Source organism: Candidatus Mycalebacterium sp. (genome assembly GCF_977828045.1).
Genome location: NZ_CDWCUL010000007.1, coordinates 23,286 through 36,245, shown reverse-complemented (window position 1 = coordinate 36,245; position 12,960 = coordinate 23,286). Strand labels below are relative to the sequence as shown.

The window sequence follows — 12,960 nt, the reverse complement described above, 5'->3', positions numbered from 1 at the left end:
CAAAATCTTTCGCCTATGCTCTGAAAATCCCCATCGCCCCCGTTCCATCGCTTGATATACTCGCGGCAAGCTCAAACCCCGAACCCGGCGCGACCGTGTGCGCGGCGATAAACGCAAGAAGCGGACTGTTTTTCTGGGCGGTTTTCAGTGAGGAAAACGGACGGCTCGCGCGGCTTTGCTCTGACCGCGTAACAACACCCGATGAGATGAGAAAATATCTTGTGGAAATGAATGCGGGCTCCGTTGAGGGTTTTTTGCAGGAAGACGGCTCGGGCGGCGCACCTGAAATCGCGGACTTCAAAATCATTTCCTCAAAAGCGTCCGTGTGCGCCTCTCTGGGCTTGCGGCTGATGGAGGAGGGGAAAACCGAAACGGCTTTTTCGTTCTCCCCGAACTACGTCAGGGAAAATTTGTATTCTTGACACTACCGCGCTCATAAACTACTTTTTTCCGCGTCTTGCGCAGGATTTCCCGAAAAATCAAAATTGGCGATGTTGAAGTGGGCGGCGGCGCGCCCGTTTCGGTTCAGTCAATGACGAAAACCGACACACGCGATGTCGCGGCGACTGTTGCTGAAATCCGGCGTCTTGAAGAAGCCGGATGCGATATTGTGCGCCTTGCAGTTCCCGATATGGACGCGGCAAACGCGCTCGGAAAGATAAAAAAACAGACAAAAATACCGCTTGTCTCCGATATCCATTTTGACCATAAACTTGCGCTGACCGCCATTGCGCAAGGCGTTGACGCAATGAGGATAAACCCCGGAAACATCGGTTCGGAACAGAAAATCAAAGAGGTCGTGAGCGCGTGCAAAGACCGGAACATTCCCATAAGAATAGGCGTAAATTCGGGCTCGCTTGAAAAAGACATATTGAAAAAACACGGCTCGCCCACGGCTCCCGCGCTTGCGCAAAGCGCAATGAGGCATGTCGAAATTCTTGAAAATCTTGACTTCCGCGATGTAAAAATCTCGGTGAAATCCACCGATGTAATACGCATGATAGAGGCGTATAAAATCATAGCGGAGCAAACCGAATACGCGCTTCACCTCGGCGTTACCGAAGCGGGAACCCCGAACATGGGAACGATAAAATCCTCGGTCGGCATCGGCGCGCTGCTGGCGGAGGGAATCGGAGACACCATACGGGTTTCGCTTACGGGCGACCCCGTTGATGAAGTAACGGTGGGCATAAACATTCTCAAATCAATAGGGATGAGAAAAAGCGGGGTTGAAATCATATCGTGCCCCGGTTGCGGGCGGCTTGAAATAGATTTGATGAAACTTGTTGACGATGTTGAAAAACGCACAAGCGCCATGGATTTGCCCAGACCCGTAAAAATCGCCATTCTGGGCTGTGTCGTGAACGGTCCGGGCGAGGCAAGCGACGCTGACATTGGCATCGCGGGCGGAAGAGGCAAAGGAATGCTTTACAGAAACGGCAAACTCATCCGCTCTTTCAAAGAGTCTCAAATTGTTGATGAACTCATCAAAGAGATTGAGACTTACGCCGTATGAAGCCGGCGCACGGCGGGACACAGAACTTTGAGATTTTCTTCTTACTTTATACCGACCCTCAAAAACGACCCTTCGGACGCCGAAGTCGCAAGCCACAAACTTATGACGCGGGCGGGAATGATAAGAAAAATCGCGGCCGGAATATACGACTACCTGCCGCTCGGCTTGCGTTCCATAAGAAAAATAGAGGAAATTGTGCGCGCCGAAATGAACTCTTCGGGAGCGATTGAGTTGCTTCTTCCCGCAGTCGCGCCTGCGGAGTTATGGAAAAAAAGCGGCAGATGGGATTACTACGGCAAAGAGCTTTTGCGCTTCAAAGACAGAGCCGAGCGCGATTTCTGCATCGGGCCCACGCATGAGGAAGTTATAACTGAAATTGCGGCGGCGACCCTGCTCTCATACAAAGACCTGCCCAAAAATCTCTACCAGATTCAGACAAAGTTCAGAGATGAAATCCGCCCGCGTTTCGGCGTGATGCGCGCGCGGGAATTCATAATGAAGGACGCTTACAGTTTTGATGTTTCGGTTGAAGAGGCGAGAAAATCGTATGAAAAAATGTATGACGCCTACGGCAGAATCTTTGAGCGGTGCGGGCTTGATTTTCGCGCGGTGCTGGCAGACACGGGAAACATAGGGGGAAGCGAGTCTCATGAGTTTATGGTGCTCGCGCCCAACGGCGAGGACGTTGTGATGTCTTGCGAAAAATGCGGTTACGCCGCAAACCTTGAACTCGCGGGCATTGCTCAAATCAAAAGCGCCGAAGCGAAAGATAATCCCGAACAAATCAAAGAAACGGAAACGCCCGGAATGAAAACCGTTGAGGATGTGGCAAAACTGCTCAAAACCGCGCCGTCAAATCTGATAAAAACCCTGATTGTAAAGACCGACACCGGAACCGTTTCCGCCCTTGTGCGCGGCAACAGGGAACTCAGCCTCACAAAACTGAAAAAACATCTCGGCGCGCAAACCGCCGAACTTGCGGACAAGGAAGAAATCCTGCGCGTGTCGGGCGGCGCGGTCGGATTTTCGGGACCCGTGGGAATGAAGGAAAAGATTAACACGGTCGCGGACTTTTCAATCAAAGGCATGAGCGGCGCAGTCGTGGGCGCGAACAAAAAAGACTTCCACCTGACAAACATCGCCGAGGGACGGGACTTTGAGCCCGACTCGTTTGCCGACATACAAGTTGCAAAAGACAAAGACGGCTGCCCGGAATGCGGCGGCGCGCTTTCGTCTATACGGGGCATAGAGGTCGGGCACGTGTTTCTGCTCGGAACAAAATACAGCGAGGCAATGGACGCGAATTTCACGGACAAGGACGGAAAGGAAAAGCCGTTTGTGATGGGTTGCTACGGAATTGGCATAGGCAGAACCGCCGCCGCCGCCATAGAGCAGAACAACGATGGCAGCTCAATGGTGTTTCCGCCCGCAATCGCGCCGTTTGAAGTCGCCGTCATTCCGACAAGTATGGGAGACAATCAGACCGTGTCGGTGGCGGAAGAGATTTACAACGGGCTGATTGAGTCCGGCGCGGACGCGCTGATTGATGACAGAGATGAAAGCGCGGGCGTAAAATTCAAAGACTGCGAACTAACGGGCGCGCCGTTTCAGATTGTCGTGGGACCGAAAGGGCTCAAAAACGGAACGGTTGAAATTAAAAACCGCCTCACGGATAAAATGGAAAAGATTGAGATGGCAAAAGCGGTTGAGAAAGTGAAAAACACATTAAACGCCTGACTAACGGCGGAGACTTTGAAAGGGAATGATGGACAAAATCAAACAAAAAACAACTGAAGGTGCGGCTTTGATACAGTTGGTAATAGGTGGCTACACTGAAGCAATACAGGAATTACTGAAAGCAGGGACGGATATAGAAGCAAAAGATGAAAATGGTAAGACGGCTTTGATGTGGGCAGCAAGTATAGGCAACATCAAATCAATACGGAAATTACTGGAAGCAGGGGCAGATATAAAACCAAAAGACAAAAACGGCAGGACTGCTTTAATTCAAGCGGTGGCGAATGACAAAACCGAAGCAATACAGGAATTGCTGAAAGCAGGAGCGGACATAGAAGCAAAAGATGAAGATGGTAGGACGGCTTTGATGTGGGCGACGTGGTCGGGCACCGGAACAGTGCGGGAATTGCTAAAAGCAGGGGCAGATATAAAACCAAAAGACAAAAATGGCTGGACTGCTTTAATTCAAGCGGTGGCGAATGACAAAACCGAAGCAATACAGGAATTGCTGAAAGCAGGAGCGGACATAGAAGCAAAAGATGAAAATGGCTGGGCGGATATCTGGACGGATATAGAAGACTGGGTGGATATAGAAAACAAATATGGAAACAGCAACTGGGCGGCGGATAGAAAAACCCGGACGGATATAGAAGAAAAATATGGAAACAGCGGCTGGACTACTTTGATATGGGCGGTGGTGCATGACAAAACCAAAGCAGTGCAGGAATTGCTGAAAACAGGGGCAGATATAGAAGCAAGGAGTAAAAACGACTGCACTGCTTTGATGTGGGCAGCGAGTGTCGGCAACACCGAATCAATACAAGAATTGCTGAAAGCAGGAGCGGACATAGAAGCAAAAAATAAAAACGACGGCTGGACTGCTTTGATGTGGGCGACGTGGTCGGGCACCACCGGAGCAGTGCAAAAATTGTTAAAAGCAGGGGCAGATATAAAAGCAAAAGACAAAAACGGCTGGACTGCTCTTGATATCTGGCAAACTCAAGGGAAAGGCACTAATTACTATCAGGATATTTACTACCGTCTCAAACCTTGACCACCAAACTTAACTTAATTCAGTGAATCTGCTGTTCCGCCAAAATCAGCAAAGGTAAAGACATCCGTCATTCAAACGTCCAAATTAACCACATTGAGCGCGTTCTGTTCAATGAACTCGCGGCGCGGTTCAACCTCATCGCCCATGAGGGTTTGGAACATCAACTCCGCGCCTTCGGCGTCTTCAAGTGTTACTTTTCTGAGCGTGTAGGTTTCGGGGTTCATAGTGGTTACCCATAACTGTTCGGGGTTCATCTCTCCGAGCCCCTTGTATCTCTGAATGAACAACCCCTTTTTGCCGCGCTCCAGTATAAAATCAGACACTTCGGAAAACTTTTCAAACAACTGCTCGCCTTCGGCGTGTTCCACCGTGTAAGGGCTTTGCCCGATTGATTTGACAGAATTTGAGAGCTTGGCAAGGTCTGAAAATTCAGGAGAGGAAACAAGCGTGTGGTCAATTTCCGTGCGCGCAACCGCGCCGTTTTCCTTGAAATTATAGACAATTTTGAGCGGCGCGGCATTGCCCGCCTCATCTCTTTCGCCCCCTTCTATCATCCAGTCAAGTTCTTCTATTTCGGAACACGAAGCGGAGATTTGTTTTTTCACCGCCTCAAGACTTTTGTCCAGCCGTTTTTCATTGCCCGGCATCAAATCTTCCCTTTTGAAATCGGGCAGAGCCGCGAACGCTTCAACAATTTTCGGATGCGTGCCCTTTCTCGCAATCGCTTCAAGGCATCTGCCGTAGCGGATTGTCTCTCTGATGAAATCCTCCAACTTTGCGGACTTTAAGGTTTTTGCGCTCCCGTTGCCGCCGGTTTTGAGAGAGCAACCCTCAACGCCGAGCCCAAGCAAATGCGTTTCGTATTCGGCGTCATCTTTCAAGTATTTGTCGGTTTTTCCCTTGCGCACACGGTAGAGCGGCGGCTGGGCGATGTAGAGATAACCTCTGTTTATAACATCTCTGAACTCGCGGTAGAAAAGCGTAAGCAAAAGCGTCCGTATGTGTGAGCCGTCAACATCGGCGTCGGTCATGAGAATGATTTTGTGGTAGCGGATTTTTGAAACATCAAAATCCTCTTCGCCCACGCCCGTGCCGAGAACGCTGATGATGGTGCGGATTTCCTCATTGCCGAGCATTTTGTCCAGGCGGGCTTTTTCAACGTTGAGGATTTTCCCTTTGAGCGGAAGAACCGCCTGATCAAGCCGGGAGCGCGCCTGTTTTGCCGAGCCGCCGGCCGACTCTCCCTCAACTATGAAAAGTTCGCAACGGGACGGGTCTTTTTCCTGACAATCGGCGAGTTTGCCCGGAAGCGAGCCGGACTCCAGCGCGCTTTTGCGCCGCGTAAGTTCCCTCGCTTTACGCGCGGCATCTCTTGCGCGTGCGGCGTCCGCCGCTTTGCCGACCACACGTTTGGCTATTTGCGGATTCTGCTCAAAAAAAGCGCTGAGTTTATCGTTAAGAAGCGTTTCCACGATTCCCTTCACAGCGGTGTTGCCGAGTTTTGTTTTCGTCTGCCCTTCAAATTTGGGATCGGGCAGTTTCACGCTCACGACTGCGGTCAGCCCCTCGCGCACGTCATCGCCGGTCAGTTGAACTTTGATGTTTTTGAGCAGTCCCTTGTCTTCGGCGTATTTGTTGATTGTGCGGGTCAGCGCGGCTCTGAATCCGGCGAGGTGGGTGCCGCCTTCAATGTTGTTGATGTTGTTCGCGTAGCACAAAACATTTTCCCTGTATGTGTCGTTATACTGAAACGCAATCTCCACCATGGTGTCGGACTTCTCGCCGTCAACGTGGATCACTTCGGGGTGAAGCGGGCGGACGCGTTCATTCATCTCCGCGACAAACGCGCTTATTCCGCCTTCATAGACAAACTCCTGATTTTTGCCCGTTCTCTCATCGGAAAGATGCATGTGGAGTCCGCTGTTGAGAAAAGCAAGCTCCCTGATTCTGTGCGCAACGGTGTCGTAGGAAAAATCGCTTATCTCAAAGATTGTGGAGTCCGGCTTGAAGGTGATGGAAGTGCCGCTTGATTTTGTGGTTCCGCTGCTTTCAAGTTCCGTTACGGTTTTGCCTTTTTCGTATCTCTGCTTCCATATCTTGCCGTCCCGATGTATTTCAAGTTCAAGAGACTCCGAAAGCGCGTTCACAACCGTAACGCCGACCCCGTGAAGCCCGCCGGAAACCTTGTAGACCTTGCCGTCAAACTTCCCTCCGGCGTGTAGCATCGTCATAACCACTTCAACGCCCGATTTGCCGGTCTTTTCGTGCTTGTCAACGGGAATGCCCCTGCCGTTGTCGGAAATCGTTATTGAGCCGTCGGAATGAATGACGGTTTTTACTTCCGTGCAAAAACCCGCAAGCGCCTCATCAACGCTGTTGTCAACAACCTCAAAAACAAGATGGTGAAAACCCCTCGTGCTCGTGTCTCCGATATACATATCGGGACGCTTGCGAACCGCTTCAAGTCCCGGAAGAACCTTAATCTGTTCCGATGTGTAGTCGTTATTTTTTGGTGCGGAATTTACGCTCAATTCAAACCTCCGAAGGTATGTTTTTCAGTTTATAAAAAAGGATTTTCAATCCCTGAAACTATACCAGAATCCGCCTCCCCTGTCCACAGAAGAAAAACGGCTTTCAATACTGTAAACACTAATCGCAAACAGGTTTCAGGAAGCCGCGGAAGCCGCCCCCGCAAGCGGCAATTCGGCAACCTTTCCCTCGTGTCCGTCTCCGGTCTTTACCGCCGTTCCGGGCTCGCCGTATTCGCGCCTTATGTATCCCAGCGCAACCGCGCCGAAATCCGGTGAAAACCCTGACGATGTTATCCGCCCGATCGGCGTGCCTTCGGGGGAAACAATCTCTCCGGGCGCACTGGGCCGCCCGTCAAATAAAAATCCCGAAAAGCGCCTGTTTACCCTGCCTCTCCAGTGTGCTCTGGCCACAATCTCCTGCCCCACATAGCACCCCTTGTCAAAAGATATGGCGTTTTCAAGCCCCGTTTCGGGCGCGATTACGGATTCGTCCATGTCTTTTCCGTATTCGGGGATTCCCGCCTCCATTCTGAGAATGTCAAACGTTTGCGTGCTTGCCGGCAAAACGCCGCCGGATGCGAACTGTTTTTCAATTTCCACCCGGACTTCGGGGTTATTCGCCTCAATGTCAAAACCCCCAAGGCCCGTTCTGTCGCATCGCGCCGCCCAAACCGCGCCGCCGGTCGTCCCCGAAAGTTTTTTCACGGCCGTCTCAAAATGGTCAAAAGGCTTCATAGTTTTCACTTCCCGACCCAGAACCTCTGACACCGCATCCTCCGCGGACGGTCCCGCGATGTGAACGAGATGGCGTGTTTTTCTCTCAATCTCAACCCTGTATGACAGTTTCATTTCGTCCATCAGGGTTTGCGTCCGCGCGGCGACATCAGGGTTGGTTATGTCAATCAGCGTCCCGCCGTCCGCCATAAAAAGATTCATATCGCACAAAACCCTGCCCTTGCGATTCAGCATCAGCGAGTAAACGCCCTGCCCGGCGGCGGGCTTCAAAACATCATTTGTGAGAATGCTCTGAAGAAATTTGAGATGGTCTTTGCCTTTGAGAAAAAGTTTGCCCGCACCGGAAAGGTCAAACAGCGCGCAACCATCGCGGGCGCGGCGGTATTCTTCATTGAAGTTTTTATTATCTTCGCAGATAAAATATAATACACGAGTTTTCCGCGCGGACCGTTCAATGGAAAAACACAGCAAAGTAGTGATAATGGGCTCCGGACCCGCAGGTCTCACGGCGGCGCTTTACACGGCGCGCGCCAACCTTTCGCCGCTTGTTTTTGAAGGGTTTGAAGCGGGTGGACAGCTGACGCTCACAACCGATGTTGAAAACTTTCCGGGCTTTCCGCAAGGCGTGATGGGACCGGAACTTATGGACTCAATGAGAAAACAGGCGCAACGTTTCGGCGCCGAATGCGTTAATGAAGAAATCTCAAGTGTTAAAATTTCGTCCCGCCCTTTCAAAATTAAAACCTCTTCCGGCAAAGATATAACGGCGGACACGCTGATAGTCTGCTCAGGGGCAAGCGCGAGAATGATGGGGCTGGAATCGGAGAAAAAACTTCTCGGACGCGGCGTTTCCACCTGCGCCACTTGCGACGGCTTTTTTTTCAAAGACAAGGAAATCGTTGTAGTCGGTGGCGGGGACAGCGCGATGGAGGAAGCGAATTTTCTCACAAAGTTCGCTTCAAAAGTTACCGTTATTCACAGAAGAGACGCGTTGCGCGCATCAAAGATAATGCAGAAGCGCGCGTTTGATAATCCGAAGATTGATTTCATCTGGGACTCGGCGGTTGAAGAGGTCAAGGGCTCCGAAGAAGCGGGGGTTACGGGCGTTGTTCTGAAAAATCTCAAAACCGGCGAAACATCGGAAGAACCGTGCGAGGGAATGTTTGTCGCCATCGGGCACAACCCCAACACCGGAATTTTCAACGGCGCGCTTGATATGGACGAGGACGGCTATCTGATAACAAAACCCGGCACGAGCGAAATGAACATCCCGGGCGTTTTCGCCGCGGGAGATGTGCAGGATAAACGCTACAAACAGGCAATCACCGCCGCCGGTTCCGGCTGCGCCGCCGCTCTTGACGCCGAAAGGTTTTTGGAAGAGCAAGGGAAGTAATGGAACCGCGCGCAGTTGAAATAAGCCGCCCTTTCGGTAACATAAAACAATGGGCTCAATAGGCATAACCGAACTTGTAATAGTTCTTGTAATAGTTCTTCTGGTTTTCGGTCCGGGGCGGCTCGGTTCAATCGGTTCCGCGCTTGGAAAGGGAATCAAAAACTTCCGCAGTTCGCTTGAAGGAGACGGTTCTTCGGACGACAACGACGAAGACAAGGGCTCCGGCGGCTCCGAATTCCGCCCTCCCAAAAATTGAACTCGGGCACAAGACGGGCTACCCCGCAATTTCCGCAAGTTCCACAAGAACACCGTTCATCGCCTTGGGATGAACAAAAGCCACTTTTGAGTTGTAAGCGCCCGCGCGCGGGGTTTCGTCTATAAGGCGGACGCCTTGATTTTTCAATTCCGCAAGCGATTTCTCAATGTCATCCACAAAAAAGCAGATGTGGTGAATTCCCTCGCCTCTTGTTTCAAGAAATTTGTGTATCGGAGAATCCTCTCCGGTGGGCTCCAACAATTCAATCGCCGTACCCTCGCCGCTTTGCGGCTGAAGCATTGACGCCCTGACGCCCTGCTCGGCGATCTCCTCCCTGTGGGTTACTTTAAGCCCCATAACCGTTTCATACAGTTTTTCAGACTCTTTAAGGTTCTTCACGGCAATCGCTATGTGGTAAAGACTGCCGTTTTCATTCGGTTTCACTGCTCCACCATTTCCCCGGCTTTGTATCGCTCAATGCCCTTCTCAAACCTGTCTTTGTCAATTATGAACATGTTGTTTTTGCCCGATGCAATTGTCTGCCCGCGGTCGGACGCCTCAACGCTGAAAATCACCTGACGGTCTTTAACCTCAACAATGCGGGTTGTGAGTTTCACGCATGTGCCCACGGGAACCGCGCCGAAGTGGCTCATCTCAACCCTGATGCTCACAACCATTTCATTTGAGCCGAGAAACGGCGCCATAACGTCCGCGCAAGCGCTCTGCATAATCCCTATCAAAGACGCCGTGGACAAAACCCTTGGCGATTTTTCATGAAATCTGTCCGCCGCCATTGAGGAATCAGTCTCAACCTCTTTCTCAACGAACATTCCCTTCTCAAGCCGGGCAACAGTCAAACCTTCCATTCCCCTTTTACGGTAAAACTGCCAATATCTTCATCGATTTCCTCGCACATGATTCTCACGCCCTTGCGCTCAAACTGTTCAAACAGCCCGCTTTCAATGCATTTTATCGTATTGATGATGTCTTTGTGAGCACGCACCCGTATCTCGCCGCCGCGCGCGAGAAGGTTATGCTGCTCTATCTCCCTGATGATTTCGTAGCAAACCGTTTCTTTTGACTTCACAAGCCCCGCCCCGTCGCAAACTTCACACTGTTCGGAAAGTGTTTTCGCCACGCTTTCGCGCGACCGTTTGCGCGTGAGGTGCAGAACGCAGAACTCTGAAATCTCTGAAATCGTGTGGCTTGTTCTGTCTTTTCTCATCTCGTCTTCAAAGGTTTTGCATACCTTTTTCATATCAGAGATTCCCATGTCTATGAAGTCTATGACGATAATTCCGACCAGATTGCGCAACCGTATCTGGCGCGCCGCTTCGGCGGCGGCTTCCAGGTTTGTCCGTAAAAGCGTTCCCCCGCCCCTGCTGGTTCCCGCGCCCGTGTTCACGTCAATCACGGTGAGCCCCTCGGCTTCTTCAATAATCATGTCGCCGCCGGACCGGAGTTGAACTTTCCGCTTGTAAAGATTTTCTATCTCCTGCTCAATTCCGAAATCCCTGAACAGCGGGGAGTCCGAATAGTGGTATCCGATTGACACCGATTCGCCCGGAAAGTTTTCGTCAACATAGCGGTTGATTTCAAGCAGAATGTCCCAATCGTCCACAATTATCTCATCGTTGGGAGATGCGAAGTCCCTTACCGCGCTCAGGAAAGTGGGCGGCTCTTCGTAAAGGAGAGACGGAGACGGCTTTATGTTTGATGTCTGAACTATGTTCTCCCACTGACCCTGCAGAGATTTCACCTCCGCCTCAATCAGGGCGGCGTCTTTGTCAATTGATGCGGTGCGGGCAATCAGCCCCATGTTTTGCGGGCGGAGTTTTTCAAGCGTTTTACCGACGTCACGCCTTTCGGCTCCGTGCCCGATTTTTTTCGACACGGCGGTTTTGTCCGAATCGGTTGAAAGAATCACATACTTGCCCACAATCGTAATGCGCGCCTTCATTCTCGGTCCCTTGCCCGGGACCGGCTCTTTGACCGCTTGCACAATGATGTCCTGCCCTTCGGAAACGGGGCTTACCTGCTCCCTGCGGTCAAAAGTTCCGTCTTCGGAACGTATGTCCTTCCACGAAACAATGCCGGCTTTTTCCATTCCTATGTCAACAAAAGACGCCTTTATTCCGGGAATCGTATTCAGAACCTTTGCCTTGTATATGTTGCCTGAAATGCGCGAACTGGAATCGCGCTCTATCTGGAGTTCGGCAAGAATGCCGCCTTCAATCACCGCTATGCGAATCTCTCCCAGAGTACGGCTGATTAATATCTGCTTTTTCATTTTTCCAACTTCACAATAAGAGCGGCGATTTTCTTCGCCCCCTCCGGTATGGTGACCCCACCCTCCAAAACGGCGGAAACAATACCGGCTCCGTTCGCGCTGTCTTTCAAGGCGTTTTCGGCAAGCGAGCCGAGAATGCCCTTCACTTCATCCATAAGATCTTTTCTGGTTCGCGCGCACCGTTTTTCGTCCAAAAAACCGCCTTTTTTGAGAAAATCGCCGTGTTTTTCAATCTGCGAGGCGAGTTCGCTCACGCCTTCGCCCAAAGTGGCTTTCGTCAAAAGCACCGGAACGCTCCAGCCGTTCCTTGAAGCCCTTATGGAGAGAGTGCCGCTAATCTCCGCCGCGAGGGATTCGGCGTTTTGTCTGTCGGATTTGTTCACAACAAACACATCGCCGATTTCCATTATTCCGGCTTTCATCGTCTGTATTGAGTCGCCCGATTCCGGAACCAGAACCACAACCACCGTGTCAGCCACGCCCGCGATGTCAAGCTCACTCTGCCCCACGCCAACGGTTTCAATCAGCACGCACTCCGCGCCGAAAGCGCCCATAAGCCGTATGATGTCTCCGGTGGCGCGCGAAAGCCCGCCCAGAGAGCCGCGCGAACCGAGGCTTCTAATAAAAACCCCTTCATCATCGGAATGGCTGCCCATGCGTACCCTGTCGCCAAGAAGCGCGCCGCCCGTGAACGGGCTGGAGGGATCTATCGCGATAACGCCAACCTTCGTTCCGCGCGTGCGGAATTTTTCCACAAGTTTGTCCGTCAAGGTGCTTTTCCCCGCTCCCGGGGGCCCCGTTATTCCAATAACCGAAGGGGCGCCTGTTTTGGCTTTGCTCCCCGCGAGAAGTTCAATCGTGTTAATTCTGCCGCCTTCAGCGAGGCTTATCAGGCGGGCGAGAGCGCCCCTGCCGCCGCCGAGCATTTCTTTTACAAGCTCTTCGGGATTTGTTGAAAGGGCCATTACAGAGGTCTGTTTTTCCCCTTTTTTATCAGTATGTCAAAATGCTTTTTCAAAACCGGCGTTACCGAAAGTCTACTCTGTTTTACAATATGCATCTCTTGAAGCACGGGGTCTGTCTTAATATCCCCCAGCCCGACCGGATGTTCAAGAACAGAGTCCGGTTCCACATCAACCGCAACCCATCTTTCATCATCGGTTGTGGGGTCCTGATAACTCTCTTTGACCACCTTCGCGACCCCGACAATCTCAAGCCCCTCGTTACTGTGATAAAAAAGCGCGAGGTCTCCCGTCTTCATCGCCGCGAGGTTGTTGCGCGCCTGATAGTTGCGCACGCCGTCCCAATATGTGCGCCCGTCCCTCATAAAATCTTCCCATGAATATTTGAAAGGTTCGGACTTAACGAGCCAGTAGTTCATCCGCTGGAATATATCCGCTTGGACAAGCGGTTGAAAACATCAAACTGCGCGTACAATGTTGGGACTG

At 51.5% G+C, this 12,960-nt stretch carries 13 protein-coding genes; 6 read left to right on the top strand and 7 right to left on the bottom strand.

Going from position 1 to position 12,960, the window contains the following annotated elements:
* From ACY430_RS01725 to ACY430_RS01710, 4 genes are all read left to right on the top strand, one after another.
* Nucleotides 1-422, top strand: a 422-nt coding sequence (locus tag ACY430_RS01725; RefSeq protein ID WP_462137184.1) for a tRNA threonylcarbamoyladenosine biosynthesis protein TsaB, incomplete at its 5' end; no start/stop codon positions are given.
* Nucleotides 423-457: 35 nt separating this feature from the next.
* Entirely contained in the window at nt 458-1,516 is a 1,059-nt protein-coding gene (gene ispG, locus ACY430_RS01720) for a flavodoxin-dependent (E)-4-hydroxy-3-methylbut-2-enyl-diphosphate synthase (protein WP_462137183.1), read from the top strand.
* Nucleotides 1,517-1,543: 27 nt separating this feature from the next.
* Nucleotides 1,544-3,253, top strand: coding sequence for a proline--tRNA ligase (locus ACY430_RS01715; protein WP_462137182.1), 1,710 nt, complete (start codon nt 1,544-1,546; stop codon nt 3,251-3,253).
* A gap of 25 nt (nt 3,254-3,278) precedes the next feature.
* Nucleotides 3,279-4,307 (top strand): ankyrin repeat domain-containing protein, encoded by a 1,029-nt coding sequence (locus ACY430_RS01710; RefSeq protein ID WP_462137181.1) that lies wholly within the window; start codon nt 3,279-3,281, stop codon nt 4,305-4,307.
* Nucleotides 4,308-4,378: 71 nt separating this feature from the next.
* Here the strand turns inward: ACY430_RS01710 and gyrB are convergent, their stop codons facing one another.
* The gene (gyrB, locus tag ACY430_RS01705; RefSeq protein ID WP_462137180.1) at nt 4,379-6,838 is read right to left on the bottom strand and encodes a DNA topoisomerase (ATP-hydrolyzing) subunit B; all 2,460 of its coding nucleotides are present in this window, start codon (nt 6,836-6,838) and stop codon (nt 4,379-4,381) included.
* Between the two features lie 135 nt (nt 6,839-6,973).
* Nucleotides 6,974-8,044: a CAF17-like 4Fe-4S cluster assembly/insertion protein YgfZ gene (gene ygfZ / locus ACY430_RS01700; RefSeq protein ID WP_462137179.1), complete on the bottom strand. Its 1,071-nt coding sequence runs from the start codon at nt 8,042-8,044 to the stop codon at nt 6,974-6,976.
* On the opposite strand from ygfZ, the gene trxB reads away from it, so the two are divergent.
* Both trxB and tatA read left to right on the top strand, forming a co-directional pair.
* Complete coding sequence (trxB, locus tag ACY430_RS01695) at nt 8,028-8,966, top strand: thioredoxin-disulfide reductase (protein WP_462137178.1); 939 nt, start codon at nt 8,028-8,030, stop codon at nt 8,964-8,966. The genes ygfZ and trxB overlap by 17 nt on opposite strands.
* Before the next feature lie 49 nt (nt 8,967-9,015).
* Entirely contained in the window at nt 9,016-9,222 is a 207-nt protein-coding gene (tatA, locus tag ACY430_RS01690; protein WP_462137177.1) for a twin-arginine translocase TatA/TatE family subunit, read from the top strand.
* Between the two features lie 18 nt (nt 9,223-9,240).
* On the opposite strand, the gene mce is transcribed toward tatA, so the two are convergent.
* Genes mce through ACY430_RS01665 form a run of 5 tightly spaced genes read right to left on the bottom strand, consistent with a single transcriptional unit; the run spans nt 9,241 to nt 12,893 of the window.
* On the bottom strand, nt 9,241-9,666 hold the full coding sequence (gene mce / locus ACY430_RS01685; RefSeq protein WP_462137176.1) for a methylmalonyl-CoA epimerase: 426 nt from the start codon (nt 9,664-9,666) through the stop codon (nt 9,241-9,243).
* Nucleotides 9,663-10,088, bottom strand: a complete 426-nt coding sequence (locus tag ACY430_RS01680; RefSeq protein ID WP_462137175.1) for a thioesterase family protein — start codon at nt 10,086-10,088, stop codon at nt 9,663-9,665. Before ACY430_RS01680 ends, mce begins: the two co-directional genes overlap by 4 nt.
* A complete protein-coding gene (locus ACY430_RS01675; protein WP_462137174.1) occupies nt 10,076-11,512 on the bottom strand; it encodes an Rne/Rng family ribonuclease in 1,437 nt (478 codons plus the stop codon). Before ACY430_RS01675 ends, ACY430_RS01680 begins: the two co-directional genes overlap by 13 nt.
* A complete protein-coding gene (meaB, locus tag ACY430_RS01670; protein ID WP_462137173.1) occupies nt 11,509-12,477 on the bottom strand; it encodes a methylmalonyl Co-A mutase-associated GTPase MeaB in 969 nt (322 codons plus the stop codon). The genes ACY430_RS01675 and meaB overlap by 4 nt, the downstream gene beginning before the upstream one ends.
* A complete protein-coding gene (locus ACY430_RS01665) occupies nt 12,477-12,893 on the bottom strand; it encodes an EVE domain-containing protein (protein ID WP_462137172.1) in 417 nt (138 codons plus the stop codon). Before ACY430_RS01665 ends, meaB begins: the two co-directional genes overlap by 1 nt.
* Between the last annotated feature and the right edge of the window lie 67 nt (nt 12,894-12,960).

Coding starts and splice junctions, on each gene's coding strand:
- trxB (WP_462137178.1), top strand. CDS start 8,028: ATGGAAAAACACAGCAAAGTAGTGATAATGGGCTCCGGACCCGCAGGT.
- ACY430_RS01665 (WP_462137172.1), bottom strand. CDS start 12,893: ATGAACTACTGGCTCGTTAAGTCCGAACCTTTCAAATATTCATGGGAA.
- ACY430_RS01680 (WP_462137175.1), bottom strand. CDS start 10,088: ATGGAAGGTTTGACTGTTGCCCGGCTTGAGAAGGGAATGTTCGTTGAG.
- meaB (WP_462137173.1), bottom strand. CDS start 12,477: ATGGCCCTTTCAACAAATCCCGAAGAGCTTGTAAAAGAAATGCTCGGC.
- ACY430_RS01710 (WP_462137181.1), top strand. CDS start 3,279: ATGATGGACAAAATCAAACAAAAAACAACTGAAGGTGCGGCTTTGATA.
- ACY430_RS01675 (WP_462137174.1), bottom strand. CDS start 11,512: ATGAAAAAGCAGATATTAATCAGCCGTACTCTGGGAGAGATTCGCATA.
- tatA (WP_462137177.1), top strand. CDS start 9,016: ATGGGCTCAATAGGCATAACCGAACTTGTAATAGTTCTTGTAATAGTT.